Annotated in this window: 21 protein-coding genes; 10 read left to right on the top strand and 11 right to left on the bottom strand. The window is 43.1% G+C overall.

All coding sequences use genetic code 11. The features are described 5' to 3' along the window. The first annotated feature begins 95 nt into the window (after positions 1-95). Positions 96-2,333 carry an NADP-dependent isocitrate dehydrogenase gene (locus AC5YCI_RS06340; protein ID WP_496175293.1) on the top strand — a complete coding sequence of 746 codons (2,238 nt, stop codon included), beginning with the start codon at positions 96-98 and terminating at the stop codon, positions 2,331-2,333. A 138-nt stretch (positions 2,334-2,471) separates the two neighbouring features. Here the strand turns inward: AC5YCI_RS06340 and AC5YCI_RS06345 are convergent, their stop codons facing one another. The 7 genes from AC5YCI_RS06345 to AC5YCI_RS06375 form a co-directional block, all read right to left on the bottom strand. Then, positions 2,472-3,971: a gamma-aminobutyraldehyde dehydrogenase gene (locus tag AC5YCI_RS06345; RefSeq protein ID WP_496175294.1), complete on the bottom strand. Its 1,500-nt coding sequence runs from the start codon at positions 3,969-3,971 to the stop codon at positions 2,472-2,474. A gap of 30 nt (positions 3,972-4,001) precedes the next feature. Beyond that, a complete protein-coding gene (locus tag AC5YCI_RS06350) occupies positions 4,002-5,558 on the bottom strand; it encodes an APC family permease (RefSeq protein ID WP_496175295.1) in 1,557 nt (518 codons plus the stop codon). 65 nt (positions 5,559-5,623) lie between these two features. Then, a complete protein-coding gene (locus AC5YCI_RS06355) occupies positions 5,624-6,673 on the bottom strand; it encodes a heme-dependent oxidative N-demethylase family protein (protein WP_496175296.1) in 1,050 nt (349 codons plus the stop codon). 16 nt (positions 6,674-6,689) lie between these two features. Then, positions 6,690-7,661: a PDR/VanB family oxidoreductase gene (locus AC5YCI_RS06360; protein ID WP_496175297.1), complete on the bottom strand. Its 972-nt coding sequence runs from the start codon at positions 7,659-7,661 to the stop codon at positions 6,690-6,692. After that, entirely contained in the window at positions 7,658-8,254 is a 597-nt protein-coding gene (locus tag AC5YCI_RS06365) for a dimethylamine monooxygenase subunit DmmA family protein (RefSeq protein WP_496175298.1), read from the bottom strand. The genes AC5YCI_RS06360 and AC5YCI_RS06365 overlap by 4 nt, the downstream gene beginning before the upstream one ends. Before the next feature lie 186 nt (positions 8,255-8,440). Next, positions 8,441-9,874 (bottom strand): sigma-54 interaction domain-containing protein, encoded by a 1,434-nt coding sequence (locus AC5YCI_RS06370; protein WP_496175299.1) that lies wholly within the window; start codon positions 9,872-9,874, stop codon positions 8,441-8,443. After that, entirely contained in the window at positions 9,871-11,004 is a 1,134-nt protein-coding gene (locus tag AC5YCI_RS06375; protein ID WP_496175300.1) for a PAS domain-containing protein, read from the bottom strand. Before AC5YCI_RS06375 ends, AC5YCI_RS06370 begins: the two co-directional genes overlap by 4 nt. Before the next feature lie 282 nt (positions 11,005-11,286). On the opposite strand from AC5YCI_RS06375, the gene AC5YCI_RS06380 reads away from it, so the two are divergent. The 4 genes from AC5YCI_RS06380 (at position 11,287) to AC5YCI_RS06395 (ending at position 14,662) form a co-directional block, all read left to right on the top strand. Continuing rightward, a complete protein-coding gene (locus AC5YCI_RS06380) occupies positions 11,287-11,487 on the top strand; it encodes a hypothetical protein (protein WP_496130420.1) in 201 nt (66 codons plus the stop codon). A gap of 387 nt (positions 11,488-11,874) precedes the next feature. Then, positions 11,875-13,197 carry an NCS2 family permease gene (locus AC5YCI_RS06385; protein WP_496130421.1) on the top strand — a complete coding sequence of 441 codons (1,323 nt, stop codon included), beginning with the start codon at positions 11,875-11,877 and terminating at the stop codon, positions 13,195-13,197. A gap of 73 nt (positions 13,198-13,270) precedes the next feature. Beyond that, complete coding sequence (locus tag AC5YCI_RS06390; RefSeq protein ID WP_496130422.1) at positions 13,271-14,269, top strand: adenosine deaminase; 999 nt, start codon at positions 13,271-13,273, stop codon at positions 14,267-14,269. A gap of 48 nt (positions 14,270-14,317) precedes the next feature. Continuing rightward, entirely contained in the window at positions 14,318-14,662 is a 345-nt protein-coding gene (locus AC5YCI_RS06395; RefSeq protein ID WP_496130423.1) for a hypothetical protein, read from the top strand. Here the strand turns inward: AC5YCI_RS06395 and AC5YCI_RS06400 are convergent. Then, on the bottom strand, positions 14,659-15,213 hold the full coding sequence (locus tag AC5YCI_RS06400) for a cytochrome b (RefSeq protein WP_496130424.1): 555 nt from the start codon (positions 15,211-15,213) through the stop codon (positions 14,659-14,661). The genes AC5YCI_RS06395 and AC5YCI_RS06400 overlap by 4 nt on opposite strands. Before the next feature lie 198 nt (positions 15,214-15,411). On the opposite strand from AC5YCI_RS06400, the gene AC5YCI_RS06405 reads away from it, so the two are divergent. Beyond that, on the top strand, positions 15,412-15,810 hold the full coding sequence (locus AC5YCI_RS06405; protein WP_496130425.1) for a hypothetical protein: 399 nt from the start codon (positions 15,412-15,414) through the stop codon (positions 15,808-15,810). 83 nt (positions 15,811-15,893) lie between these two features. Next, the gene (rnhB, locus tag AC5YCI_RS06410; RefSeq protein ID WP_496130426.1) at positions 15,894-16,472 is read left to right on the top strand and encodes a ribonuclease HII; all 579 of its coding nucleotides are present in this window, start codon (positions 15,894-15,896) and stop codon (positions 16,470-16,472) included. 48 nt (positions 16,473-16,520) lie between these two features. On the opposite strand, the gene csrA is transcribed toward rnhB, so the two are convergent. The 3 genes from csrA to alaS all read right to left on the bottom strand — a co-directional run bounded on the left by csrA (position 16,521) and on the right by alaS (position 21,084). Beyond that, the gene (gene csrA / locus AC5YCI_RS06415) at positions 16,521-16,775 is read right to left on the bottom strand and encodes a carbon storage regulator CsrA (RefSeq protein ID WP_122901904.1); all 255 of its coding nucleotides are present in this window, start codon (positions 16,773-16,775) and stop codon (positions 16,521-16,523) included. Between the two features lie 272 nt (positions 16,776-17,047). After that, complete coding sequence (locus AC5YCI_RS06420; protein ID WP_496130427.1) at positions 17,048-18,328, bottom strand: aspartate kinase; 1,281 nt, start codon at positions 18,326-18,328, stop codon at positions 17,048-17,050. A gap of 62 nt (positions 18,329-18,390) precedes the next feature. Next, positions 18,391-21,084: an alanine--tRNA ligase gene (gene alaS / locus AC5YCI_RS06425; protein ID WP_496130428.1), complete on the bottom strand. Its 2,694-nt coding sequence runs from the start codon at positions 21,082-21,084 to the stop codon at positions 18,391-18,393. Positions 21,085-21,591: 507 nt separating this feature from the next. Between alaS and AC5YCI_RS06430 the strand changes: the two genes are divergently transcribed. The 3 genes from AC5YCI_RS06430 to AC5YCI_RS06440 all read left to right on the top strand — a co-directional run bounded on the left by AC5YCI_RS06430 (position 21,592) and on the right by AC5YCI_RS06440 (position 24,387). Continuing rightward, entirely contained in the window at positions 21,592-22,617 is a 1,026-nt protein-coding gene (locus tag AC5YCI_RS06430; RefSeq protein WP_496130429.1) for a type I glyceraldehyde-3-phosphate dehydrogenase, read from the top strand. A 3-nt stretch (positions 22,618-22,620) separates the two neighbouring features. After that, positions 22,621-22,908: a hypothetical protein gene (locus AC5YCI_RS06435; RefSeq protein WP_496130430.1), complete on the top strand. Its 288-nt coding sequence runs from the start codon at positions 22,621-22,623 to the stop codon at positions 22,906-22,908. Positions 22,909-23,220: 312 nt separating this feature from the next. Then, positions 23,221-24,387 (top strand): ATP phosphoribosyltransferase regulatory subunit, encoded by a 1,167-nt coding sequence (locus AC5YCI_RS06440; protein ID WP_496130431.1) that lies wholly within the window; start codon positions 23,221-23,223, stop codon positions 24,385-24,387. The last annotated feature ends 23 nt before the right edge of the window (positions 24,388-24,410 follow it).

Consider the following 24,410-nt stretch of genomic DNA (forward strand, 5'->3'; position numbering starts at 1 on the left):
GACCGATACTCTCAGGGTTTTATTTAAGCAAACCGGTTCGTAGGGGCTGTGCCACAAGCTTGGCCCTTAAAAACACAATCCAAAAGGGGATATATATGGCTGGTGGAAAGTCAAAAATCATTTACACATTAACTGATGAAGCACCATTATTAGCAACTTACTCGCTATTGCCTATCATCGAGACTTTTACTAAGCCTGCTGGCGTTGAGATTGTTAAAAAAGACATCTCTGTTGCAGCTCGTGTACTTGCAGAATTTTCAGAATTTTTAACTGAAGAGCAAAAGGTTAATGACAACCTTGCTGAACTTGGTCGTTTGACTCAAGATCCAAGCACAAACATCATCAAGCTACCGAACATCAGTGCTTCTGTTGCACAGTTAACAGCATGTATCAAAGAGCTTCAATCTAAAGGTTTTGCGATTCCTAACTATCCAGAAAACCCGACGACTGAAGAAGAAAAAGCACTTAAAGCACGCTTTGGCAAATGCTTAGGTTCAGCAGTAAACCCTGTATTACGTGAAGGTAACTCTGACCGTCGTGCGCCTACAGCGGTGAAAAACTACGCGAAGAAAAACCCGCATTCTATGGGTGAGTGGAAACAGTGGTCACAAACTCACGTTTCTCACATGCAAGAAGGCGACTTCTACCATGGCGAAAAGTCAATGACTTTAGACCGTGCGCGTAATGTGAAAATGGAGCTTATCACGAACGCAGGTGAGACGATCGTTCTTAAGCCAAAAGTTGCATTACAAGACGGCGAAATCATCGATTCTATGTTCATGAGTAAGAAAGCGCTTTGCGATTTCTATGAAAAAGAATTAGCGGATTGTAAAGAAGCAGGTATCTTGTTCTCTTTACACGTAAAAGCAACCATGATGAAAGTTTCACATCCGATCGTATTTGGTCACTGTGTGAAAATTTACTACAAAGAAGCATTTGAAAAACACGGTAAGTTATTCGAAGAGCTTGGTGTAAACGTAAACAACGGTATGGCCGGTCTTTATGAAAAGATCGAAACACTACCAACGTCACTACGTGAAGAAATCATTGCTGACTTACATGCATGTCAAGAACACCGTCCTGCGCTTGCAATGGTAGATTCTGCTAAAGGCATCACTAACTTCCATTCTCCAAACGACGTGATTGTAGATGCTTCTATGCCTGCAATGATCCGTTCTGGCGGTAAAATGTGGGGTGCTGACGGCAAGCCTTACGACTGTAAAGCAGTGATGCCTGAATCAACTTTCGCACGTATCTACCAAGAAATGATCAATTTCTGTAAGTGGAACGGCAACTTTGATCCAAAAACCATGGGTACTGTACCTAACGTTGGTTTGATGGCACAAAAAGCGGAAGAATACGGTTCACACGACAAGACGTTTGAAGTTCCAGCATCAGGTGTTGCAAACATCACTGATCTTGAAACTGGTGAAGTATTAATGTCTCAAAACGTGGAAGAAGGCGATATCTGGCGTATGTGCCAGGTGAAAGACGCACCGATCCGCGATTGGGTAAAACTTGCTGTAACACGTGCACGTAACTCTGGTATGCCAGCGATTTTCTGGTTAGACCCGTACCGTCCACACGAAAACGAAGTGATCAAAAAAGTTGAGAAATACTTAAAAGATCACGATACAGATGGTTTAGACATTCAAATCATGTCTCAAGTACGTGCAATGCGCTTCACACTTGAGCGTGTTGCTCGCGGTCTAGACACGATTTCTGTAACAGGTAACATCTTACGTGACTACCTGACAGACTTGTTCCCAATTATGGAACTAGGTACGTCTGCAAAAATGTTGTCTATCGTGCCTTTAATGGCAGGTGGCGGTATGTACGAAACAGGTGCGGGCGGTTCAGCACCTAAACATGTACAACAGTTAGTCGAAGAAAACCACTTACGTTGGGATTCTTTAGGTGAGTTCTTGGCGCTTGCGGTTTCTCTAGAAGAGATGGGCATCAAAGAAGACAACGCGAAAGCAAAACTTCTAGCTCAAACTTTAGATGCTGCAACTGGTAAATTGTTAGACAACGACAAGTCTCCATCACGTCGTACTGGCGAACTTGACAACCGTGGCAGCCACTTCTATCTAGCTAAATTCTGGGCTGAAGAGTTAGCATCTCAAGACCAAGATGCTGAGCTTAAAGCACAATTTGCTCCACTTGCACAAACGCTTGCTGCAAATGAAGAAAAGATTGTTGCTGAGCTTGCACAAGTGCAAGGTCAATCTGTAGATATCGGTGGTTACTACGCGATTGATACAGCTAAAGTTAATGCAGTGATGCGTCCAAGCGCAACATTAAATGCTGCTTTAGAAACAATTCAAGCGTAAGTTTGAGTTGAATAAAAAGCCGGTGCATTGCACCGGCTTTTTTTATGCTGCGTAGCCTGAGTGAGCGCTAGCTTGTGCTGCCCAAGTGTTTAATAGCACTTGCCACAGACTCAACAGATAATCTTGCATAGCTGCTCCTTAGTGTTTAACCATGACATGACGGATCACGGTATAATCTTCTAAAGCGTAAATCGACATATCGTTGCCATAGCCTGAGTGTTTCATGCCGCCATGTGGCATTTCACTGGTCAACATAAAGTGGGTGTTCACCCAAGTACAGCCATACTGTAAATGCGCGGCTAAACGATGAGCACGGCCAATATCAGACGTCCACACCGATGAGGCTAAGCCGTATTTAGAGTCATTGGCAAAGGCGAGGGCCTGCGCTTCATCTTCAAATTCAGTCACGCTAACCACTGGGCCAAAGACTTCATTTTGTACAATTTCGTCATCTTGACGTGCGCCAGCAAGTACAGTTGGTTCAAAGAAGAAGCCGGCACGCTTGGCACGTTGACCACCTGTAATTACTTGAATATGCGGTTGTTGCTTGGCACGCTCAACGAAACCTATCACGCGTTCTAAATGACGAGCGGTGATCACAGGACCGAGTTCTGTATTTGGATCATCTTGTTCGCCATATTGAATGGTGCTCACCGCTTGACCGAGTTTTTCGACAAATTTGGCATAAATGTCTTTTTGCGCGTAGATACGGCAAGGTGCAGTACAGTCTTGACCGGCATTATAGAAACCAAATGTACGAATACCATCGACCACTTCGTCAATATCGGCATCATTAAAAATCAGTACTGGTGCTTTACCGCCTAATTCCATATGCATTTTTTTTACCGAATCTGCAGTGTTGGCAATAATACGGCTGCCTGTTGCTACAGAACCAGTTAAAGACACCATCGCAATGTTTGGATGCGTCACTAAAGGCTCACCCACATTAGCACCGCTACCAAACAACACGTTCACAACGCCGGCTGGGAAAATTTCATTTAAGAATTCTGCTAAACGTAGTGCTGTTAATGGGGTTTCTTCAGACGGTTTTAATACCACAGTGTTACCCGCTGCCAAGGCGGGAGCCAGTTTCCATGCCACCATCATCAATGGATAGTTCCAAGGGGCAATCGAGGCAATCACCCCGAGTGGATCACGACGAATCATGGAGGTATGACCTTCTAAATATTCACCTGCAGCTGAACCTTGTAAGCAACGACTGGCACCTGCAAAGAAGCGAAATACATCAGCCACTGCAGGAATTTCGTCATTCAAGACTGCGCTATACGGTTTACCACAGTTTTTTGACTCTAAACGAGCAAATTCTTCAGCATTGGCTTCCAACACATCAGCCACTTTGAGTAAACATGCGGCACGGTCTTTGGGTGAGGTATGTGACCAAGTTTCAAATGCGTTACTCGCAGCATCAATGGCGCTGTTGATTTGCTCAAGGCTGGCTTCTGCAATCGTGATTAATGTCGTGCCAAGTGCTGGATTAACCACGGCTAAATGACGACCTTGACCTTCAAGCAATTGACCATTGATCAAGAGTTTATGTGATAGGTTTTCTGGTTGATAGGTCGCACCGTGTTCATGATCTTGTTCAAGTTCAAATACAGTATTGAGTTCAGTTTGCATATTATTATTTCCTTTAAGTTTTATGATTATTTAGATTGAAGAGTTAGATTCTTTGGCCAAGATCACAGGTTCTGCGTCTGGCGTTTTGTTTTCGGGTTGTTTTGGTTTTGAGAAGGTCCATGCATCGCCAAATGGGCTGTTGCCTTTGTCATATGGTTTGGCAAGTAGCATGTATAAGAAGCCTATGCCCAATACCACAGCTGTTGTTAAGAACATTGAGTAGTTGATGTACCAAGCTGCCTCAGGACTACGTGGCCATACCATATTAATGATGGCACTCACACCGTAAATTAAGGCTGCAATATTGACCACTAAGCCCCATTTACCTAAGTTAAATTGACCATTTGGACGCCAGCCTTTCGCGCGTGCAATCAGTGCCGCTACCACAATCAGTTGGAAAGTGATATAAATCCCAATCGCAGCAAAGGCAACAATTGTGGCCACTGCATCGGTCATCAGTAGACCTAAGCAGACAATGGCAGCAGGAATCACACCAGTCACAATTAATGCAAAGGACGGCACATGATTTTCAGATAAACGCTGCAGTAGGCGGCTCCCCACAATCATATCGTCACGGGCATAGGCAAATAACAAGCGACTTGCTGCGGCTTGTAAGCTTAAAACACATGAAATAAAGGACACCAGTACAATCGCCATTACCAGTTTGGCACCCACAGGACCAAAGGCATTGGTTAAAATCAGCGATACAGGATCAGTAATTTGACCTGAAAGTACTTTTTGCATATCTGGAATGGCAAGGATGAGCGCCAGACAGGCAAACATGGCCGCAGAACCACCAATATAAATGGTCATACGCATGGCTTTGGGAATACGTTTACCCGGATTGGGGGTTTCTTCAGCCACGTCACCACAGGCTTCGAAGCCATAGTATTGAAATAAACCTGCAAGAGAGGCGGCTAAAAATGCAGGTAGGTATGAACCATTGATACTGATGTCAAAGCTATTAAACAGAACACTAAACGGTTGATGACGCTCAAAAATCAGTAAGTACGCAGCAATGGCAATGGCACCAATCAGTTCACATAAAAAGCCAAACATGGCCACACGTGCCAATAACTTGGTACCGACTAAGTTGAGTAAAGTTGAAAATAAAATTAAACCTAATGCGATATAGATAAAGGCATTGGAACTGACTTCATTACCCAGCATGAGTGCCAAATAAGGGCCTGCACCTACGGATACACCCGCAATTGTAGCGCACAGTGCCCAAGCATAGACCCAGCCGGTCATCCATGCCCAACGTTTGCCCACTAAACGGCGTGCCCACGGATACGCACCGCCTGAAATGGGGAATTGCGAAACAATTTCGCCAAAGATTAAGCACACCAACAGTTGCCCAAGCCCAATCAACAGATAAGACCAAAACATGGGTGGGCCACCGGCCACAATACATAGTGCAAACAGGGTATAGACACCCACCACAGGCGACAAATAAGTAAAGCCTAAGGAAAAATTTTCCCATAAACTCATGCTACGTTTAAAGTCTGATGTATAGCCGAGTGCGCGCAGTTGTTCGGCATCGGCATCTAAAGTGTCATGGGGTTGATTATCAGAGGGTTGCTGCATAGGGTCATCCTCATATGATTATGGTTTGAGGATCTAAGCTTGAATGTGTTTAGATCCGAGTGTGCTTATGCTTCTGCAGCGGTTAATCCCATCTCTTGTTCATAATGAGGATCAAATTGTGATAACCATTGCAACATTGGGGCGTGATAACGGCTAAAACCTTTATAATCAATAATGTCTTGATTTAAAGTTTTCATGACTCTGTGCATACGTTTTGCCCAAGCAGGATTAGTAGCAATATCATTTAAGCTCAATAAATAGGTACGCACGGGAAAGACAATTGCATTACTGCGTGGTAAACGATGCAGCGGTTGCAATTCGATCCTTAAATAAACTTTTTCACCAGCATTTTCAGCCGTGACAGTGGTACGGTCAGGTGCCCAATCCGGTAAGCTCTCTGCAGAGACATCCAAGCGTGGATTGACAGTCAGTGACCAATTTAAACGACGCACCGGATGACCATTGCGTAAACGCAGTAAGAATTTTAAAGCACGGTCAAGCATGCCTGTTTCTTTAACTAAAGGTACTGGGCCATGAAATTCATGCCATGCCATACCTAAGTTAAAACGCAGTGAATAGTCAGCGCGTTGCGTGGCAATCCCTGCACCCCAATATAAAGTGTCATCGCGCTCTTCTTGTAATACCCAGTCACCTTGTGCTTGGCGGGTGATATATTCCATAGGCTCATACGGGAGCGTTGATGGATCACCAAAGGTAAAGTAATCATCAATATTTAACAGCGTGTTGCGCCAATGCCATTGATCACCTTCACGCTCTAAACTAAAATATTCAGGATAATCTTTGGCATAGGATTCCATGATCAATTCAAGCAAATCCCACTGCGCTTCCATCATGTGCGGTGCAGCCACATAGTGCATGCCGGGATCTTTTTCTAAGGTAATGGCACGGTCACGGCATTCGCTAATATAATGTTCATCAATATCAAACACGGCTTTTAAGGCATGTTCGCCAAAGGGTACATGTGGTTCTAAGTTCATTGAATACATATAGTGGTCATCTGGGAATGGCCACGGTGCGCGGGCAATACATTCAGGACTGTTGGCGTAGGTGTAGTCGTCACGATAAGTTTCGTCAGGGCGAAATTGAATGGGCATGTTGTTATTCTCCTAATTAGCAGTCAATGACGAGGTTTGAGCATTTTGCGCGTGACACACACGGCATAATTTTTTGATTAAGTTGTTTTTCTTCATCAGATAACCAGTCATCGCTATGAATGATGTCACCCTCGAGTGCAAGGACACGGGTTTCACACATGCCACATGCACCGCCGCGGCAAAGATAAGGAATGTCATGTCCGGCTGCTTCAGCTGCTTCTAATAAACTTTGGTCAGGCGACACTTGAATACGCGCACCGCTACGTGCCAAAATCACTTCAAAGGCTTCGCCGCTACTGCCTTGTTCTAAAAAGCGTTCATAGTGAATGTGGCTATCGGTCCAGCCCAATGCATGTGCCTGATGAATGGTGTCTTCGATCATGTGATCTGGGCCACACACGTAAACATCACTGCCAAGTGGGCGGTTTGCCAAGACACTGGCAATATTTAAACGTTGACCTTGATGCGCGGCATAAATATGAATATTTTCGCTGCCATATTGTTGCTGTAATTCTTGGCCAATGCGGGCATGTTCTAGACTGCGCACGGCAAAATGCACCTCAAAAGGCGTACCACGTACGCGCAGTTCTGCCAATTGCGAAGCAACCGGGGTAATCCCAATCCCACCTGCAATTAAAATATGTAAACGAGCGTGTTTGCTTAAAGGAAATAAATTAACAGGACGTAGAATTTCTAGCTCATCGCCTTGTTGCACGGCTTGATGTAAATAATTGGAACCGCCACGTCCGGTATCGACACGGCGCACCGCAATTTGATAATGACTGGTGTCATAAGGTGAACTCATTAATGAGTAAGCATTACGGAAACTACCTGTTTGATGAGGCAATACCAAGACAATATTGCTACCGCCTGAAAAAGGCGGTAGATGACTGCCTTCAATTGGGATGAGAGTAAAGCGTTTGATTTCAGGGCTTAAAGTTTCTATATGGCTGACGCGAACTTTTAAACTGCCGTTGGCTTGTCTCATGTGTCGAGCTCCTCTGCATGTGGATATTCACCGGCAACTTCGGCATCGGCTTTAACGGCTTGAAATGCAGCGAGACGACGAGAATAATGGTCACGGACGACTAAGGTGATGTGGCAATGTGGGCAGTCAAACACCCGTTGAGTGACATTTTCTGTGTAACCATCACAATGCACACACCAGACACGGCGTACAAAGGAGCCACAGTGCTCACGCAACACCTCATCGCTATTGAGATTAATTAGGGTTGCAGCTTGCATGGCAATGCCAATAAAGCTTTCTGAGCCTGCTAGGTACAAGCGTGTACCCATTTTGGCATTGGCTAAAATGACATGCAGATCATTGACTAAATCTTGGTTACTTGGGTACAGCTGTAAATCAATGTTTAAGGCTTGCAGCTGGTCTTGGAAATGTTGACCTGAAAAACTTTCGATTGAATATAAGACTTGAATAGATGCATCGCTTGGCATCTCGTTGAGGAGTCGTAACAGGGCTGCACCGCCACTGCCTTGAGCTGCAATCAAATGGTGCTTGCCTTCGGTCAGTGGCCTGAGTACATCATATATAGGTCTGCTTTTAATACCTGTAATTAGCATGCTTGTCCTTCTCTATTTTGAGGCTTAAATGCCTTTTTGTTATTACATGTCAAGTAGAGCAACGACTATGCCAAGTGTTTAAATGTTTGTTTTATATTTATATTTTTTGTGTTTTTAGCTTTTTTATGCTGCAAAAATGCCAATGTGGCTTGGCAATTTTGCAGACAACTTGCAAAAATGCAGACTTTAATTTTCGCTGCGCTGTAGCTTGCGCGTTAATGTGGCAACGTCAATGCCTAAACGTTGTGCAGCTTTGACTTTGCTGCCTTGGCAGGCAAGGGTTTTTAAAATTAAATCCCGTTCAAATTGTTGTACATGAATTTTAAGACTTGTCTCATGGTGGTTGGGTGCTTGTAGTTGTGGCAACGCTGAGTGCGCAAGGATCTGTTGCTCGGCAAGCTGGCCGAGTAGCTCAGGTGGTAAATGTTGAGTCTCGGCCAGTTCATCAGCCAGTACGGCCAAGCGCTCGAAAATATTCACCAATTCACGTACATTACCCGGATAATGATATTGCAGTAGTTTCTGGCGGCAGTCTGCTGATAAAGCTAAGGCAGGTTCTCGATTTTGATTAATGTGGTCCAATAGATTGTCTATGAGGATGGGCAAATCTTCTAAATGCGCGCGTAAAGGGGGAATATCAATAGGCAATACAGATAAACGGTAATACAGATCAGCACGAAACTCCCCACGTGCTACCAAAGCGCGTAAATCTTTATTGGTTGCCGTAATCACTTGAACCTGTACGGTTTTGGCCAGCGCAGAGCCGACCGGTTGAATGCTACTGTCTTCTAAAAATTTCAGTAGTTTGGCTTGTGCATGTAAGGGGATTTCACCAATCTCATCTAAAAATAGAGTTCCACCTGCTGCACTTTCGATATAGCCTTTTTTACCACTGTGTAGGGCACCGGTAAACGCACCACGTTCATAACCAAACATTTCTGATTCAAACAAACTGTCCGGAATACTGCTGCAATTGACATGAATAAATGGACGGTTATGCCAACCGGCAGCACGGTGAATATGTTGGGCGATGGCAGTTTTACCTACTCCTGGTTCACCTAACAGTAATAAACGTGCGCGTCTGCGAAAGGCACGTACTCCCATATCGGCAATATGTGACAGTAATGGTGAAAGATGCAAAGCACCTTGTTGTGGGTCCCCTAACCCCGCAGCACTATGATGCGGCATGGCTTTACGCCGTGGATCACGCTGTTCTGCATCATATTGCAATAACACGGTATAAGGTTTTTGCTGCTGGGTAGGGACCAATTGAATATGCGTGCTAAAAATATGTCCGTTAGCGTGCGGCGTATTGGCCTTATTGAGACCTTGCGCCAAGGCACGTTCAAATTCGGTATAATTTAGGGCAGCGCGTTGTATTAATTCACGATAATGTAAGCCCAACAGGTCTTGCCGCTTTAAGCGATTAATCCGTTCTGCAGCCAGATTCATTAAACGCAAAATACCCTCTTGATCATAGATCACAATGCCGTCATGAAAGCTGTCAAATAAACCATGTAAGCTACTTGAAGCAATACAGCTCTCTAGTGTATCTGGACTTAAGTCAACCGCTGAGCGCATGCCCATACTAAAACTAGGTAAAAAATCACGTTCTCTCATGGCGATAACTCATAAGCTGGCTGGTCATGGTGAGCAAGACGTAATACGGCAACGGTCCAGGTTAAGTTTTTTTGAATCCGAATCGCAGAGCAATGGGCGTGATAGGTCTGAAGTTGTCCTTGTAGATTGGTCAGCTCAATTTTTTGCCAAGCGCGATCCATCAGTGAGGATTGCATTAAGGTATGTACTGTTTTGGTGCCTTGAATAATACCAAAATGCTGTTCAAAGGCAGCATTGCGCCATTGCGGATGTGCAGTTTCATCAATCACCACCACTGCATCGGGAACCGCATCAAAAACTTGTCGGAGTGCGTGAATACGCTGTTCTGCATCTTGTTGTAAGTCAAATTCTTGGCTGACATCATATAAACTGCCCCACATACGCAGCATCTTGCCGTTTTCGATATGGGCACGTACATCGTTTTCTATATAGGCCAAAGAGCCATCATGACGACGGTCAACTGACAAAGCACCATTGACACAAAACTGACTCTGAATGAGGCGGCGTACAAATTCTTCATTGGCAGGACTGCGTGGCCAATACAAACGGACCGATTGCTGATTAAAGATGACATCACTAGGCATTTCATAGATTTCGCGCATAGCTTGGTTACACATCCGCCAATGTGACGGCGTTTCAAACACCTGTTTGACAATATCATCGGCACTTAAGCTCAAATCAATGGCCTGTTCCCATTCAATGCACCAATAAGCCACACGGGTGCTATACAGCATTTCACTCATCACTTGATTGGCATCTTCCAACTCATTGACCCGTTGACCTAAACTGCCTAAAGGCAAACACAATAAGTGTAGTACTGGTTCAGATTGCTCCCGCCAAGCCAAAATTCCACTGGCTAAGACATTAAAAAAGCGATGACTATGTTTTAAAAATTTGAGTTCTAGCTGTTGGACTTTTTCATCTGCAGGAGGGTATACAAATAGCTGTTGGATTTTGGCTAAGCTTTCTTGGGTTAAAAGCTCTGTGAAGGATAAAGTCATCAGATGCTCAGTCTCATAACCGAGGTGTTGGCTTAAACTGGCTGAGCATTCTAAGATGCGGCCATCTTCGGCAAAACTACACTGATGCACCAATCCTCTTTGGGTGAAGTGATTAAATAAATCTGTCATCTTGTGACATCCAATGAAGTTACATTGCGGCAAAAAATGCGAAATGTGTGCCAAGGCAAAACGTTGCTGGCTATGTTGCACATGTATTAGGTGAGATCGACGATTATGTAGTTATCATAAAAAATTCTATAAAAAATCATAAAATAGCCACATCGTTTTTGTCTCATAGTGGTGCTTGGCGTATTTTCTTAGTGCAGCAAAATACAGTACACTGCGCTAAGTCGATGCATCACAACAATACTGTTCCTTCAATTAAATTGATGTTAAGGATATAAACAGAGCATGATAAAAATAATATTTACTTTGGCAATTTTAGTGGCCTGTGTGGCCAGTTATCTGTTGTATCGTCAAGAGCAGCAGCACAAACAGCATGTGGCAGTGGTGGTGAGTGAGGCACAAAGCTCATTACAGCATGTGCAACAAAATCCCTATTATCATCGTCAACCTATAGAGACTCAGCGAGCGGTAACTGAGGAAGAATAGTTTGCTTTAACCATAGGCTTTTCAAGGCTTGAGATCGGATAATTTTTTTACAGTCATCTATCAATTAGATGCATTTTTTTAGAAACAATAAAAAATCAATGTGATATAATTGCTCAAGTGTATTGTTAAGTTAATGCGTTTATTTTTGTAAATGCTTGATTTAACTAAGGCGAGTAAAGCTGCATAAATGATATGCAGCTTTTTTATTTACACTGCTTCAATTTTAAATCTGTTATTTAAGTTTGATTCTAGGGTAAATGACTTCTCCTTTAAAATGGAACATTTGGCATATCCATTGCTTAATCTGCTGCAAAATCTCCCTTTTGTGTCATAAGTGGGTTTTTTAAATACCGCAATTAGGCATCAATTATTTATAGGGGCTAGGTCATGACGACTCCTAATCCATCTTCCGCAAGTATGCTAGAGCGTCTGTTTAAGTTAAGCGAAAATAAAACCAATTTTCGTACAGAAGTAATAGCAGGTATCACCACATTTTTAACGATGTGTTACATCATTATTGTCAATCCAATGATTTTATCTGAAACAGGTATGGATCATGGGGCTGTCTTTGTTGCAACTTGTCTTGCCGCGGCCATTGGCTGTATGGTTATGGGCTTGATTGCAAATTATCCTATTGCATTAGCACCCGGCATGGGCTTGAACGCTTACTTTACCTACTCGGTGTGTATGGGCATGGGCGTGCCATGGCAAACAGCGTTGGCTGCGGTTTTTGTCTCTGGGATGGTATTTATTGCCATCAGTATGTTTAAAATCCGTGAAGCAATTGTCAACGCCATTCCGATGTCGTTAAAACTTGCGATCGGTGGGGGTATTGGTCTATTCCTTGCGCTTGTGTCGTTAAAAAATGCCGGCATTATTGTCGATAATCCAGCCACTTTAGTGAGCTTAGGTGACTTAAAACAACCTTCTGTATTACTGGCATTATTGGGCTTTGTGATGGTGGTGGTAATGCACCATTTTAAAGTGCGTGGCGCCATTATTATTAGTATTTTAGCGATTACAGCCATTGCAACTGCTTTGGGATATAACGAGTTCCAAGGGGTAGTAGGCTCTATTCCATCACTTGCACCAACTTTTATGCAAATGGACTTTGAAGGTCTATTTACAGCCAGCTTAATTGGGGTCATTTTCGTTTTCTTCCTGGTCGATTTATTTGACTCAACGGGGACTTTAGTGGGTGTGTCACATCGTGCAGGCTTACTCAAAGATGGTAAATTACCGCGCTTGAAAAAAGCCTTGTTTGCTGACTCTTCTGCAATTGTGGCAGGTGCAGCCTTAGGTACCTCATCAACCACACCTTATATTGAATCTTCGGCAGGTGTGGCTGCCGGTGGTCGTACAGGCCTTACTGCGGTTGTGGTAGGGGTTATGTTCTTACTGTGCTTATTCTTAGCACCACTGGCACAATCTGTACCAGGTTATGCCACTGCACCTGCATTACTGTTTGTTGGTGTATTGATGATTCAAGGCATTACCCATATTGATTGGGATGATATTACCGAAGCAGTCCCTGCATTCTTAACCATCATCTTTATGCCATATGCATATTCAATTGCAGATGGTATTGCTATGGGCTTTATTAGCTATGCTTTAATTAAATTGCTCACAGGTAAGGCCAAAACTGTGCCATATATGGTATGGATTATTGCATTACTTTGGGCGCTTAAATTTGCGCTGTTTGGTGGTTAATTCCATCTAGACAACCTGAAGGGTGCTTGCCTAAGGTCAGCACCCTTTTTTATATCTAAAATAGGAAAATGTCATGACCCAGTTAGATTTAATTCGTGCTTTACCTAAAGCCGAGTTGCATGTGCATATTGAAGGTACTTTTGAACCTGAACTCATGTTTGCAATTGCGCAGCGTAATCAGATTGAAATTCCATATCAATCGGTTGAAGAAGTCCGTCAGGCCTATAATTTTCATAATTTACAATCATTTTTAGACATCTATTATGCAGGCGCACAAGTTTTAATTCATGAACAAGACTTCTATGATTTAGCTTGGGCATACTTTGAAAAATGTGCCAAAGATCACGTGGTACACACGGAAATGTTCTTTGACCCGCAAACGCACACTGAGCGTGGCATTGCTTTTGAAACTGTATTGAATGGTTTAAAGCGTGCCTGTGAGGATGCCAAAGACAAGCTTGGCATTAGCTCGCACTTAATTATGTGTTTCTTACGTCATTTAAGTGAAGAGGCGGCATTTGAAACGCTAGAACAAGCTTTACCTTATAAAGAGCAGATTATTGGTGTAGGGCTCGATTCAAGTGAAGTTGGGCATCCGCCTGAAAAGTTTGAACGTGTCTTTGCCAAAGCGCGAGAAGCTGGCTTTTTAATTGTGGCACATGCCGGTGAAGAAGGCCCAGCAGAGTATGTTTGGCAAGCGTTAGATGTGCTGAAAGTCAATCGTATTGACCATGGTGTGCGTTCAGAAGAAGATCCTGTATTAATGCAGCGTCTAATTCGCGACAAAATGCCGCTGACTGTATGTCCATTGTCAAACTTAAAGCTGTGTGTGGTCAAGGATATGCGTGAGCATAATATTCGTCGTTTATTGCAACAGGGCGTAAAAGTGACTGTGAATTCAGATGATCCATCTTACTTTGGTGGTTATATGAATGATAACTTTATTGCGATTACTGAAGCACTAGATTTAACTACCAATGAATTAAAGCAACTGGCGATTAATTCATTTGAAGCATCTTTTATGAGTGCCGAACAAAAGCAAAACTGGATTGCTCAAATCCAAGCACTCTAATGAATCCGGCAGCTTTAGCTGCCGATTTCTTTTAAGGTTTTTAAAATCATGATCAAAGTATTTATTCTAGCACTAAGTAGCTTATGGTTTAGCACCTCAGGGTGGGCCGCACCTAGCCTGACCCAAAAAGTGCTTAAACCTGTGATTGCGTATCAGTGTCAGCAAGAACTCAAAGAATCCAAAATATGGCGAGCGGCCAGTTGGCTAATGACTGCCGAACAAAAGCAAAGTAACCAAGACAGTATTTGTGGCTGTGTTAGTGACAATGCTATGAATGATATGGGCGCGAAAGAGGTTGCACTGGCTTTGGTCAATGAAGCTGAGAAAGACAAGTTGGTACGTAAAGCTGTTATGAATAGCTTGAAAGGTTGTATTTCGGCAGCAGTGAATTAATCTTTGGGTTGTTTAGTCATGCTGTCCAACACATGATCGCGATCAATAAAATGATGCTTAAGCGCTGCAGCAATATGCCCCACAATTAACACAGCCACTGCCCAAGATAAATAAATATGCAGGGGTTTTACAATGCCAAGAATCTCAGGATTCTGATTTAATAAACGTGGAAGTTCAAACAGGTATAACACGGGTGCAGGATGACCTGCGCTCCAACTGAATAAGCAACCTGTAATGGGCAGCGCAATCAGCATAAAATACAGGGCTAAATGACCCAGATGTGCCATTCTTTGCATCGTCGGGCTCATATGATCGGGGAGTTTGGGTGCAGGGTGGGTATAACGCCATAAAATCCGCACTACAAATAAGAAAATAATCACTGTAGCTATATTTTTATGTAAAGTAATCACATCGCCTTTAAAACTACCATCTACGTCGTAACTTAAAAAATTACCACTATAAAAACCAATCAACCAGGCAGCAATAAAAATAATGGCCATAATCCAATGGAGTACCTGGGCTGTACGCGTATAATATTGATTTTGCTGCATGTTGCTCTCATTTTTATCCTCATTGCCTAAAGTTTAAGCCAATTGAGCGCTGAGACAAACCATTCTTCTGCAACGCTTCGTTGCTTACCTTGCAACGCTAGTTGTTGGTATTTTATCCATCTGGCTTTTTAGCCAATTTCTTATATGCCAAGATTTGGGCACAATAGCCGTATACATCTTGTATCACTATTTAGGATAATGCTCGTGAAAAAATTAGTTGCTGTATTAGCACCGCTTGCTTTGGCTTTAACTGCGTGTGTAGCAACAGATACAACGTCAACCACTGGTACAACCTCTACGACTGTAGGTGCACAGCAATTGGCTATGGCCGCGGTCAAAGTAGGCGTACAAGCAAAATGCGTGACTGAACTTGAAAATAACAGCTATTGGAAAACAGGTTCTAAACTATTAACTGATGCCAAAAAACAAGAACTACAAACAGAAGTATGTTCATGTGTAGGTGAAAAAGCGACCACTTCTGTAACAGCAACAGATTTAATCATTGCTGCTATGGACAAAACGCAACAAGCAAGCTTAGCTTCAAAAGTAGTAACATCTACTTTAAATGCATGTGTGGTTGAAACCCTTCAAAACTAAGCTAAGCCTTTAGCTTATACTGCGACCTTGAGCCTCGGCTTTAGGTCGTTTTTTATTGAATAGCAGGAGAGAAGTGGATACAGATGTTAATTGCAGGTACAGATGAAGCAGGCCGTGGCCCATTGGTTGGATCAGTGGTGGCAGCGGCTGTTATTTTAGATCCCAAGCGACCGATTGCGGGTTTAAATGACTCCAAAAAACTCACTGAGAAAAAACGTGAACAACTGTTTGTTGAGATTCAAGAAAAAGCCTTGGCTTGGGCCATTGCAGAAAGTAGCGCGCAAGAAATTGATGAGCTGAATATTTTGCAAGCTTCGCTGTTGGCCATGCGCCGTGCAGTTGAGGGTTTAGAGATTCAACCTGAACATGTGCTGATTGATGGAAATAAACTGGTGCAAGGCTTAAGTATGAGCTGTGAAGCTGTAGTGGGTGGAGATGCTTTGCATGCTGAGATTTCAGCAGCCAGTATTTTAGCGAAAGTGACCCGTGATCGGCAGATGGTAGCGCTTAATGCACAATATCCACAATTTGGTTTTGCCAAGCATAAGGGCTATCCAACCAAAGCACATTTTGCTGCAATTGCTGAACATGGGGTGATTGCCGAGCATCGGCGTAGTTTTGGCCCAGTCAAAAAAGCACTTCTCGCTTTAGCGCAACATTAAAAAAATTTAAAGCGGCATAAATGCCGCTTTAGGAGAAAAACACCGATCTTAACGATTGTAGTTATTCTGCGAAAAATCACCTTCTTCAAAAGAAGGTTGATAATCCTGGTCTAAGTGCTGCAAATGTTCATGCATAGCACGTTCATGTTGAATGCGTTGGTAAATTTCTTCACGATGCACTGACACTTCTTTCGGGGCATTTACACCAATACGAACTTGGTTGCCTTTAACACCAAGCACAGTCACACTGACTTGGTCCCCAATCATTAAAGTTTCTCCGACACGTCGGGTCAGAATCAGCATGCTTATCTCCTTGCCAAATGCTATAAACTGCGATTTTTAAGATTTAAAACCAGTAAAAAAAACACAACCTTGAAACGAAAAAGTATTCATCTAAAAAGATGTATCGCATTATATGTCATATAACGCAATATATATTTTATACAGATTTACAAAAAATCCTTGTTTCCTAATATAACAGAGCCACTATAAAAGGAAATATAGTGGCTCTGTTTTTTTGTAGCGTTTCGCAACTATAGGTTAAATATGCTTATTTTCCCGTAGCTGCTAAAGCTTTAAGCGCGTACGCTTGACTCACCGTGTTCACGATCTAAGCCAAATGCAGTGTGTAGAGTACGCACTGCAAGTTCAAGATAATTTTCTTCAATAATCACAGAAATCTTGATCTCTGAAGTTGAAATCATCAAAATATTAATGCCTTCATCTGCAAGGGCAGTAAACATTTTGCTGGCTACGCCTGCGTGTGAACGCATACCTACACCAACAATCGACACTTTTACAATGTCATCACGTGTTGCAACTTCACGCGCGCCAATGTTTTGAGCAGTCTGCTCTAAAATAGCTTTGGCTTTTGCAAGTTCGCCACGATTAACTGTAAAGGTAAAGTCAGTCGTACCATCTTCTTCTACATTTTGGATGATCATATCGACTTCGATATTGGCATCACCAATTGGTTTTAAAATTTTAGATGCAATACCTGGCTCATCAGGCACGCCTAGAATTGTTAATTTCGCTTCGTCACGGTTAAATGCGATACCCGAGATAATTGGTTGTTCCATGTTGTCTTCCAATTCAGTCGTAATAAGTGTTCCGACGTTGTTTTTAAACTCTTCGTCAAATGCGCCATCGTTGTCATTGTCAAAGCTTGAAAGTACGCGTAAAGGTACTTGGTATTTACCAGCAAATTCAACAGAACGAATTTGAAGGACTTTTGAACCCAGCGATGCCATTTCAAGCATTTCTTCAAATGAAATACGATCGACTTTTTTTGCCTTTGGTGCAACACGTGGGTCAGTGGTATATACACCATCCACATCGGTATAGATTTGGCATTCGTCTGCTTTGAGTGCAGCAGCAAGAGCAACACCTGAAGTATCTGAACCACCACGACCTAGGGTTGTTGTGTTACCTTCGGCGTCAAAACCTTGGAAACCCGCAACAACAATCACACGACCTGCATCTAAATGCGAAGTCATCACGTCAGTATCAATCGATTCAATACGCGCTTTGTTAAATGCGCTATCGGTACGAATACCCACTTGACGACCAGTCAATGATTTAGCGCTCACACCTAGCGAGTTAAGTGCCATTGCTAACATGGAAATCGTGACCTGTTCACCCGTAGACACCATTTGGTCTAATTCACGTGGGTCTGGGGTCTCAGTAATGGCTTTCGCTAAAGCAAGTAGACGATTGGTTTCGCCACTCATTGCTGATACCACAACCACAACCTTGTGGCCGTGGTCATGCCAGCGCTTTACACGACGAGCAACATTTAAAATGCGCTCTGGAGTACCCATAGAGGTACCGCCATATTTTTGTACGATTAATGCCATAGTTGTTCCATATAAACCATGACCCTAAGCAACTTAGGGTCAGTTACACAAAAGGTGAAGTATTATTTTGCTGCCAACCAAGCTGCTAATTCAGCCATCACAGGAGCAAACTTCTCGTTTAGTGGCGCGCCACCTTGTGCTAAGTCAGGTTTACCACCACCTTTACCACCTAGCTCAGTGGCCAGATGTTTGATGATGTCACCTGCTTTAATAGACGAAGTGAAGTCTTTTGCTACAGAAGCCAACAGACTGACTTTGTCGCCTTCAACTGCTGCAAGTACAATCACTGCATTGTCTAATTTTGATTTTACACCGTCATGTAGGGTACGTAATGATTTAGCATCCATACCTTCAACAGTGGTAATTAAAGTTTGACGACCTGCAATCTCTTGAACTTGGCTAAGCAGTTCAGCAGCTTGAAGGCTGGCTAACTTTTGATTCAATTGTTCGATGTGTTTTTGTAAACTTGATGCTGTATCAGCTAAGGCTTCAACTTTCTCAATTGTTTGATCTTTTTGTGCTTTTAATAAGCCATTAATGGTGTTGATGTCACGATCTACTTTTTGAGCTACTTCAATCGCTTTGGTACCTGTCACAGCTTCAATACGACGAACACCTGCTGCAACACCACCTTCAGAGGTGATCTTAAACAGACCGATGTCACCAGTGCGTTTTACGTGAATACCACCACAAAGCTCAATCGAGAAGTTTTTCTCTTCAATCACTGAACCCATAGACAGTACGCGTACTTCGTCACCGTATTTCTCACCGAACAACATCATCGCGCCTTTTGCTTTCGCAGATTCGATGTCAAGAAGCTCAGTCGTTACAGGGGTGTTGGCAATGACTTCAGCATTTACCAGACGTTCAATTTCTTGCAGCTGTTCAAATGTCACTGGTTGATCATTGGCAAAGTCGAAACGTAACACGTCAGATGCAACCAATGAACCTTTTTGTTGTACATGTGAACCCAAGATTTGACGAAGCGCAGCATGTAGAAGATGCGTTGCAGAGTGGTTGCGTGCAGTTGCTGCGCGAATGTCTGCTTTTACAGTTGCTTCTACGTTTTGAGTAACTTTTAAGTTACCCATCGTCACGATCCCTTGGTGAACGAAGGCACCACCAGATTTTTTGGTGTCTTGAACTTCAAAAATACCAGTCTCGTTTTTGAAGAGTCCTGTATCACCAATTTGACCACCGCTTTCTGCATAGAAAGGCGTTTGGTTTAAAACAATGAGCGCTTCATCGCCTTCAACCACTTCATCCACTTGCTCGCCATCTTTATAGATTGCGATGATTTGACCTTCACCTGCAGTAGCATCGTAACCGTCAAATTGAGTTTCGCCTTCAACTTTGACAACGCTGTTGTAGTCGATTGCAAATTTACCTGCATCACGCGCACGTTGACGCTGAGCCGCCATTTCAGTTTCAAAGCCAGCTTCGTCAATGGTTAAATCACGTTCACGCGCGATGTCAGCTGTAAGGTCAGTTGGGAAGCCATAGGTGTCGTAAAGTTTGAAAACCACTTCACCCGGAATCACAGAACCTTTTAAGTTGGCAAGCTCGCCTTCAAGCAATTTCAAACCTTGCTCTAAAGTTTTCGCAAATTGCTCTTCTTCTTTCAGTAGCTGTGCTTCGATACGCGCTTGATTCACTGCAAGTTCAGGATATGCAGCACCCATTACTTCAATTAAAGGCTGCAACATTTTATGGAAGAATGAACCTGTCGCACCCAATTTGTTACCATGACGTACTGCACGGCGGATGATACGACGTAGCACATAACCACGACCTTCGTTAGACGGGTTTACGCCATCAGCGATCAAGAATGAACATGAACGTGCATGATCCGCAACCACTTTTAAAGATGCAGGATAGTCAACTGGTTTGCCAGTTTCTTGTGCTTTTGCTTCGAGTTCAGCCGTATCTAAACCAATGATTTCCGCAGCTGACTTAAGCAAGTGTTGGAAGAGGTCGATTTCGTAGTTTGAATTCACGTGTTGTAAAACTGCCGAAATACGCTCGAGCCCCATACCTGTATCAACAGAAGGTGCTGGAAGAGGGTGAAGCACGCCATCTGCAGTACGGTTAAACTGCATGAAGACGTTGTTCCAAATCTCGATGAAACGGTCGCCATCTTCTTCAGGTGTGCCTGGTAGACCGCCCCAAATGTGGTCGCCATGGTCAAAGAAAATTTCAGAACAAGGACCACAAGGACCTGTATCACCCATAGCCCAGAAGTTATCGGATGCGTATTGACCACCTTTGTTGTCACCAATACGGATAATGCGAGACGCATCTAGACCAATTTCTTTGTTCCAAATCTCAAATGCTTCATCATCGGTATGGTAAACAGTGGCATAGAGTTTGTCTTTAGGGAGGGCTAACCACTGTTCTGAGGTTAAGAATTCCCACGCAAATTTGATCGCGTCTTGTTTGAAGTAATCACCAAACGAGAAGTTACCTAACATTTCGAAGAATGTATGGTGACGTGCAGTATAACCCACGTTATCTAAGTCATTGTGCTTACCGCCTGCACGGACACATTTTTGTGAAGATGTTGCACGAACATAATCACGTTTTTCAAGACCCAAGAAGCAGTCTTTAAACTGGTTCATACCAGCGTTGGTGAACAATAACGTTGGGTCATTGGCGGGTACCAGAGAACTCGACGCGACACGTGTATGGCCTTTTGTCTCAAAAAAGCGCAAATATGCTTCACGAATTTCAGCTGATGTCATAAAACGAGTACTCACAACCAAGTCACTCCATAATTTCTGATTTGGCAAAAGCATGGCAGTCTGACAAGAAGGTTTCTTCTTTGCTGCGATGCGGGGGCTTAAAGATTAAAAAACGCCAAATTATACCGAAAAAACCCGTATCCACCAATGCTTTTAAGTCGATTGCCTGACAATTGCAAGATCAAGTTGTACAAAAGCCGTTAGGCACTTTTATACTCATCATAGAGCCAGTCAAATTTGGCAGGCAAGAGAACTATATCTTTTGACCAAAAGGTCTAAAATTGTCTTTGCGTTAGCTGTGACCATTTTTTACTTGTTTTAACATATAAAGTAAATAAAAAAGGGCGATTTTTTTATTTATTTTGCAATTTACTCAAATTTTATTCGAATAAATTCGAATAAAATTCTAATTTGCCTAAATATTGAGCTCTAAATTAGATTTAAACGCAAAATTTTCTCTCACGGTTGCTTTGAAAATCTATTAACATAAACTGGCTTGGCGTGAATTTAAAAGGAATACATATGCAACGGGTAGCCATTAACGGGTTTGGACGCATTGGCCGTAATGTTTTACGGGCTTGGTTTGAACATCCACAGCAGTTTGCTTTTGATTTGGTGGCAATTAACGACGTTGCAGATGTAGACACTTTGCTGCATTTATTTAAATACGATTCGACCCATGGCCGATTCCAAGGGCAGGTCAGTATTGAACAGCATAATGCACGGACTTTTTTAACCCTTCAAGCCGCGCAAAAAACTTTGCGGGTTGAAGTATTACAGCATAAACAGCCACAAGATTTACCATGGCGTCGTTTAAATGTGGACGTGGTACTTGAATGCACAGGTTTATTCCGCTCGCGTGCTGCGGCCACAGAGCATATTTATGCCGGAGCCAAACGCGTAATCATTGGCGCAGCGCCATTTGATACAGTCGATGCTGCCATTGTGTATGGGGTCAATCATCATGAGGTGAAAAAAAGCGATCAAATTATTTCTAGCGTGTCGTGTACCACCCAAGCTTTAGTGCCACTGGTTAAAATTATTGATGATGCCTTTGGGATTGAAAGCGCTTTAATGACCGAAATTCATGCCGTGACTGCCGATCAGTCAGTATTGGATCATGCGCATCGTGATTTACGCCGTGCTAGAGCCTCAGGACAAAATATTATTCCCACTACATCGAGTGCTTTAGGTGCTCTAAAGCAAGTCATGCCTAAAATGGAGGGGCGCATTGATGGTTATTCAATTCGCGTACCGACCATTAATGTGGCCGCCATTGATTTAAACTTTATTGCCCAATCGCCTATTGATGTAGCGCGTTTAAATCAGGTGTTGAGCCAAGCAGCGCACGGCGATTATGCCTGTATTATGCAAGTCACTGATGAACCTTTAGTGTCCTCTGATTTTAACCATTCACCCTATTCTTTAATTGTGGATTTGGGGCAAACCATGGTGGTGGGGCAACAAGCCAAAGTCTTTGCATGGTATGACAATGAATGGGGCTATGCCAACCGTCTATTAGATTTATGTCAATCTTTTGAGGCTTAAATCATGATCATTATTTTGAGTGTTTGTGTGCTGCTTAGCATCTTAGGCATAGGGCTGATTTTTAAGCGCGCGCAGCTTGCCCAACAGCAAATCCAGCATTTAAGTGCCAAAACTGCACATTTAGAACAGCATTTATCGCAAACCTTAGCTTTAATTCAAGACATCACTCAAAAAATGCAGCAACAACAGCAAGCCGAGACCCAGCAGCTGTTACGTGTACAGCAACTGGAGCAGCAACAAGCGCAGTTGGTGGCCTTAATGACACAATTGGTCAAAGCACAGCACAAGTAGGTCATCTACCCTGAGAGCAAACCTAGAGGTGCTGACTTGGTTGAAGAAATCCCTCAAGAGGACAATTAAAGCTTAAACTAGCGTATATGCAGGACATTGAAACTATCGCTAGCAATTGATGCTTAAGCGCATCTCTGGCCTTTTAAAACAGTGAAAAAAATGCATGACTTTAATTCGTGCCTATTTGCACGTCATTTGTAAAAAAGACTTGTGCAAGGGCTAAATTATCGTGCTAGACTAAGAGAAATCGGGTGTGCTCCCGATTTTTTTATGCGGATTTATTCCGCGCTGACAAGAATTTAGGTTTACAACATGCCCATTTCAGAGACATGGTTATTACCTGATGGTGTAGCTGATGTATTACCCGAACAGGCGCAAGTAATCGAAACTTTGCGCCGTGACGCATTAGATTTCCTCGCATCGCGTGGTTATCAGTTGGTGTACACACCTTTCATCGAATACATCGAATCTCTCTCTTCTCTTTCAGAATCGAATCAAGATTTAGACTTAGCCACTTTTAAAGTCATCGATCAGTTATCTGGCCGTTTACTTGGTGTGCGTGCCGATATGACACCACAAGTGGCACGTATCGATGCGCATGTACATCCTGTACATGGTGTGGCACGTTATTGCTATGCAGGAACGGTATTACATACGAAACCTCAAGGGTTTAATACCACACGTGCCCCATTACAGTTGGGTGCAGAATTATTTGGTTCAGACAGTATTGATGCTGATGTTGAGATGATTGATGTGATGTTGGGTTTGCTGAAAAAAGCAGATTTCGCACAAGGTATCCATCTTGATTTAGGTCATGTTGGCTTATTCCGTAGTCTAGTGAAACATGCGGGCTTAAACAAAGCCACTGAACGTCGCTTATCGGATTTGTATCAGCGTAAAGCATTGCCTGAATTGGCTGAATTTACTCAAGATTTAAACTTTGGTCAGGACTTTTATGCCCTTGGCCGTTATGCCAGTGATTTAGAACAATTAAAAGCACATTTAAGTGCTGAAATTGTTGCAGATGCTGCATTTAAACAAGCATTTGATGCCCTACATTCAACCAAGGCGGCCATTCAAGCGCGCTGGCCTGAGTTACATATTGGCATTGATGTGGTGGAATTACGTTCTTATCATTACCATACCGGTCTGATGTACGCGGTATATGCACCAAATCGTGCAGCACCATTAGCACAAGGCGGTCGTTATGATGGGATTGGCGAACACTTTGGTCGTGCGCGCCCTGCTACAGGTTTCTCATGTGACCTATATGCCTTAAGCGCAAGCCAATTTAAACAAGTTTCAGTTGTAGTTGCACCTAAAGGCACTGACGCAGCTTTGTTAAACGCGATCGAGAATAGCCGCGCACAGGGTCTAAGTGTAATCCAACTATTAGGTGATGATGATCTATCATCTGTTGCTGCTGCAACGCATCAATTGGTGCTTGCAGAGGGTCAGTGGCAGGTTCAACCTATCTAAATCGGTTATTGCCAGTTTATGCG

It is taken from the genome of Acinetobacter sp. CY17 (assembly GCF_059515825.1).

Bases quoted from the DNA above. Each gene is read 5' to 3' on its own strand.
- AC5YCI_RS06340 (WP_496175293.1), top strand. From the start codon at position 96: ATGGCTGGTGGAAAGTCAAAAATCATTTACACATTAACTGATGAAGCA.
- AC5YCI_RS06345 (WP_496175294.1), bottom strand. From the start codon at position 3,971: ATGCAAACTGAACTCAATACTGTATTTGAACTTGAACAAGATCATGAA.
- AC5YCI_RS06350 (WP_496175295.1), bottom strand. From the start codon at position 5,558: ATGCAGCAACCCTCTGATAATCAACCCCATGACACTTTAGATGCCGAT.
- AC5YCI_RS06355 (WP_496175296.1), bottom strand. From the start codon at position 6,673: ATGCCCATTCAATTTCGCCCTGACGAAACTTATCGTGACGACTACACC.
- AC5YCI_RS06360 (WP_496175297.1), bottom strand. From the start codon at position 7,661: ATGAGACAAGCCAACGGCAGTTTAAAAGTTCGCGTCAGCCATATAGAA.
- AC5YCI_RS06365 (WP_496175298.1), bottom strand. From the start codon at position 8,254: ATGCTAATTACAGGTATTAAAAGCAGACCTATATATGATGTACTCAGG.
- AC5YCI_RS06370 (WP_496175299.1), bottom strand. From the start codon at position 9,874: ATGAGAGAACGTGATTTTTTACCTAGTTTTAGTATGGGCATGCGCTCA.
- AC5YCI_RS06375 (WP_496175300.1), bottom strand. From the start codon at position 11,004: ATGACAGATTTATTTAATCACTTCACCCAAAGAGGATTGGTGCATCAG.
- AC5YCI_RS06380 (WP_496130420.1), top strand. From the start codon at position 11,287: ATGATAAAAATAATATTTACTTTGGCAATTTTAGTGGCCTGTGTGGCC.
- AC5YCI_RS06385 (WP_496130421.1), top strand. From the start codon at position 11,875: ATGACGACTCCTAATCCATCTTCCGCAAGTATGCTAGAGCGTCTGTTT.
- AC5YCI_RS06390 (WP_496130422.1), top strand. From the start codon at position 13,271: ATGACCCAGTTAGATTTAATTCGTGCTTTACCTAAAGCCGAGTTGCAT.
- AC5YCI_RS06395 (WP_496130423.1), top strand. From the start codon at position 14,318: ATGATCAAAGTATTTATTCTAGCACTAAGTAGCTTATGGTTTAGCACC.
- AC5YCI_RS06400 (WP_496130424.1), bottom strand. From the start codon at position 15,213: ATGCAGCAAAATCAATATTATACGCGTACAGCCCAGGTACTCCATTGG.
- AC5YCI_RS06405 (WP_496130425.1), top strand. From the start codon at position 15,412: ATGCTCGTGAAAAAATTAGTTGCTGTATTAGCACCGCTTGCTTTGGCT.
- rnhB (WP_496130426.1), top strand. From the start codon at position 15,894: ATGTTAATTGCAGGTACAGATGAAGCAGGCCGTGGCCCATTGGTTGGA.
- csrA (WP_122901904.1), bottom strand. From the start codon at position 16,775: ATGCTGATTCTGACCCGACGTGTCGGAGAAACTTTAATGATTGGGGAC.
- AC5YCI_RS06420 (WP_496130427.1), bottom strand. From the start codon at position 18,328: ATGGCATTAATCGTACAAAAATATGGCGGTACCTCTATGGGTACTCCA.
- AC5YCI_RS06430 (WP_496130429.1), top strand. From the start codon at position 21,592: ATGCAACGGGTAGCCATTAACGGGTTTGGACGCATTGGCCGTAATGTT.
- AC5YCI_RS06435 (WP_496130430.1), top strand. From the start codon at position 22,621: ATGATCATTATTTTGAGTGTTTGTGTGCTGCTTAGCATCTTAGGCATA.
- AC5YCI_RS06440 (WP_496130431.1), top strand. From the start codon at position 23,221: ATGCCCATTTCAGAGACATGGTTATTACCTGATGGTGTAGCTGATGTA.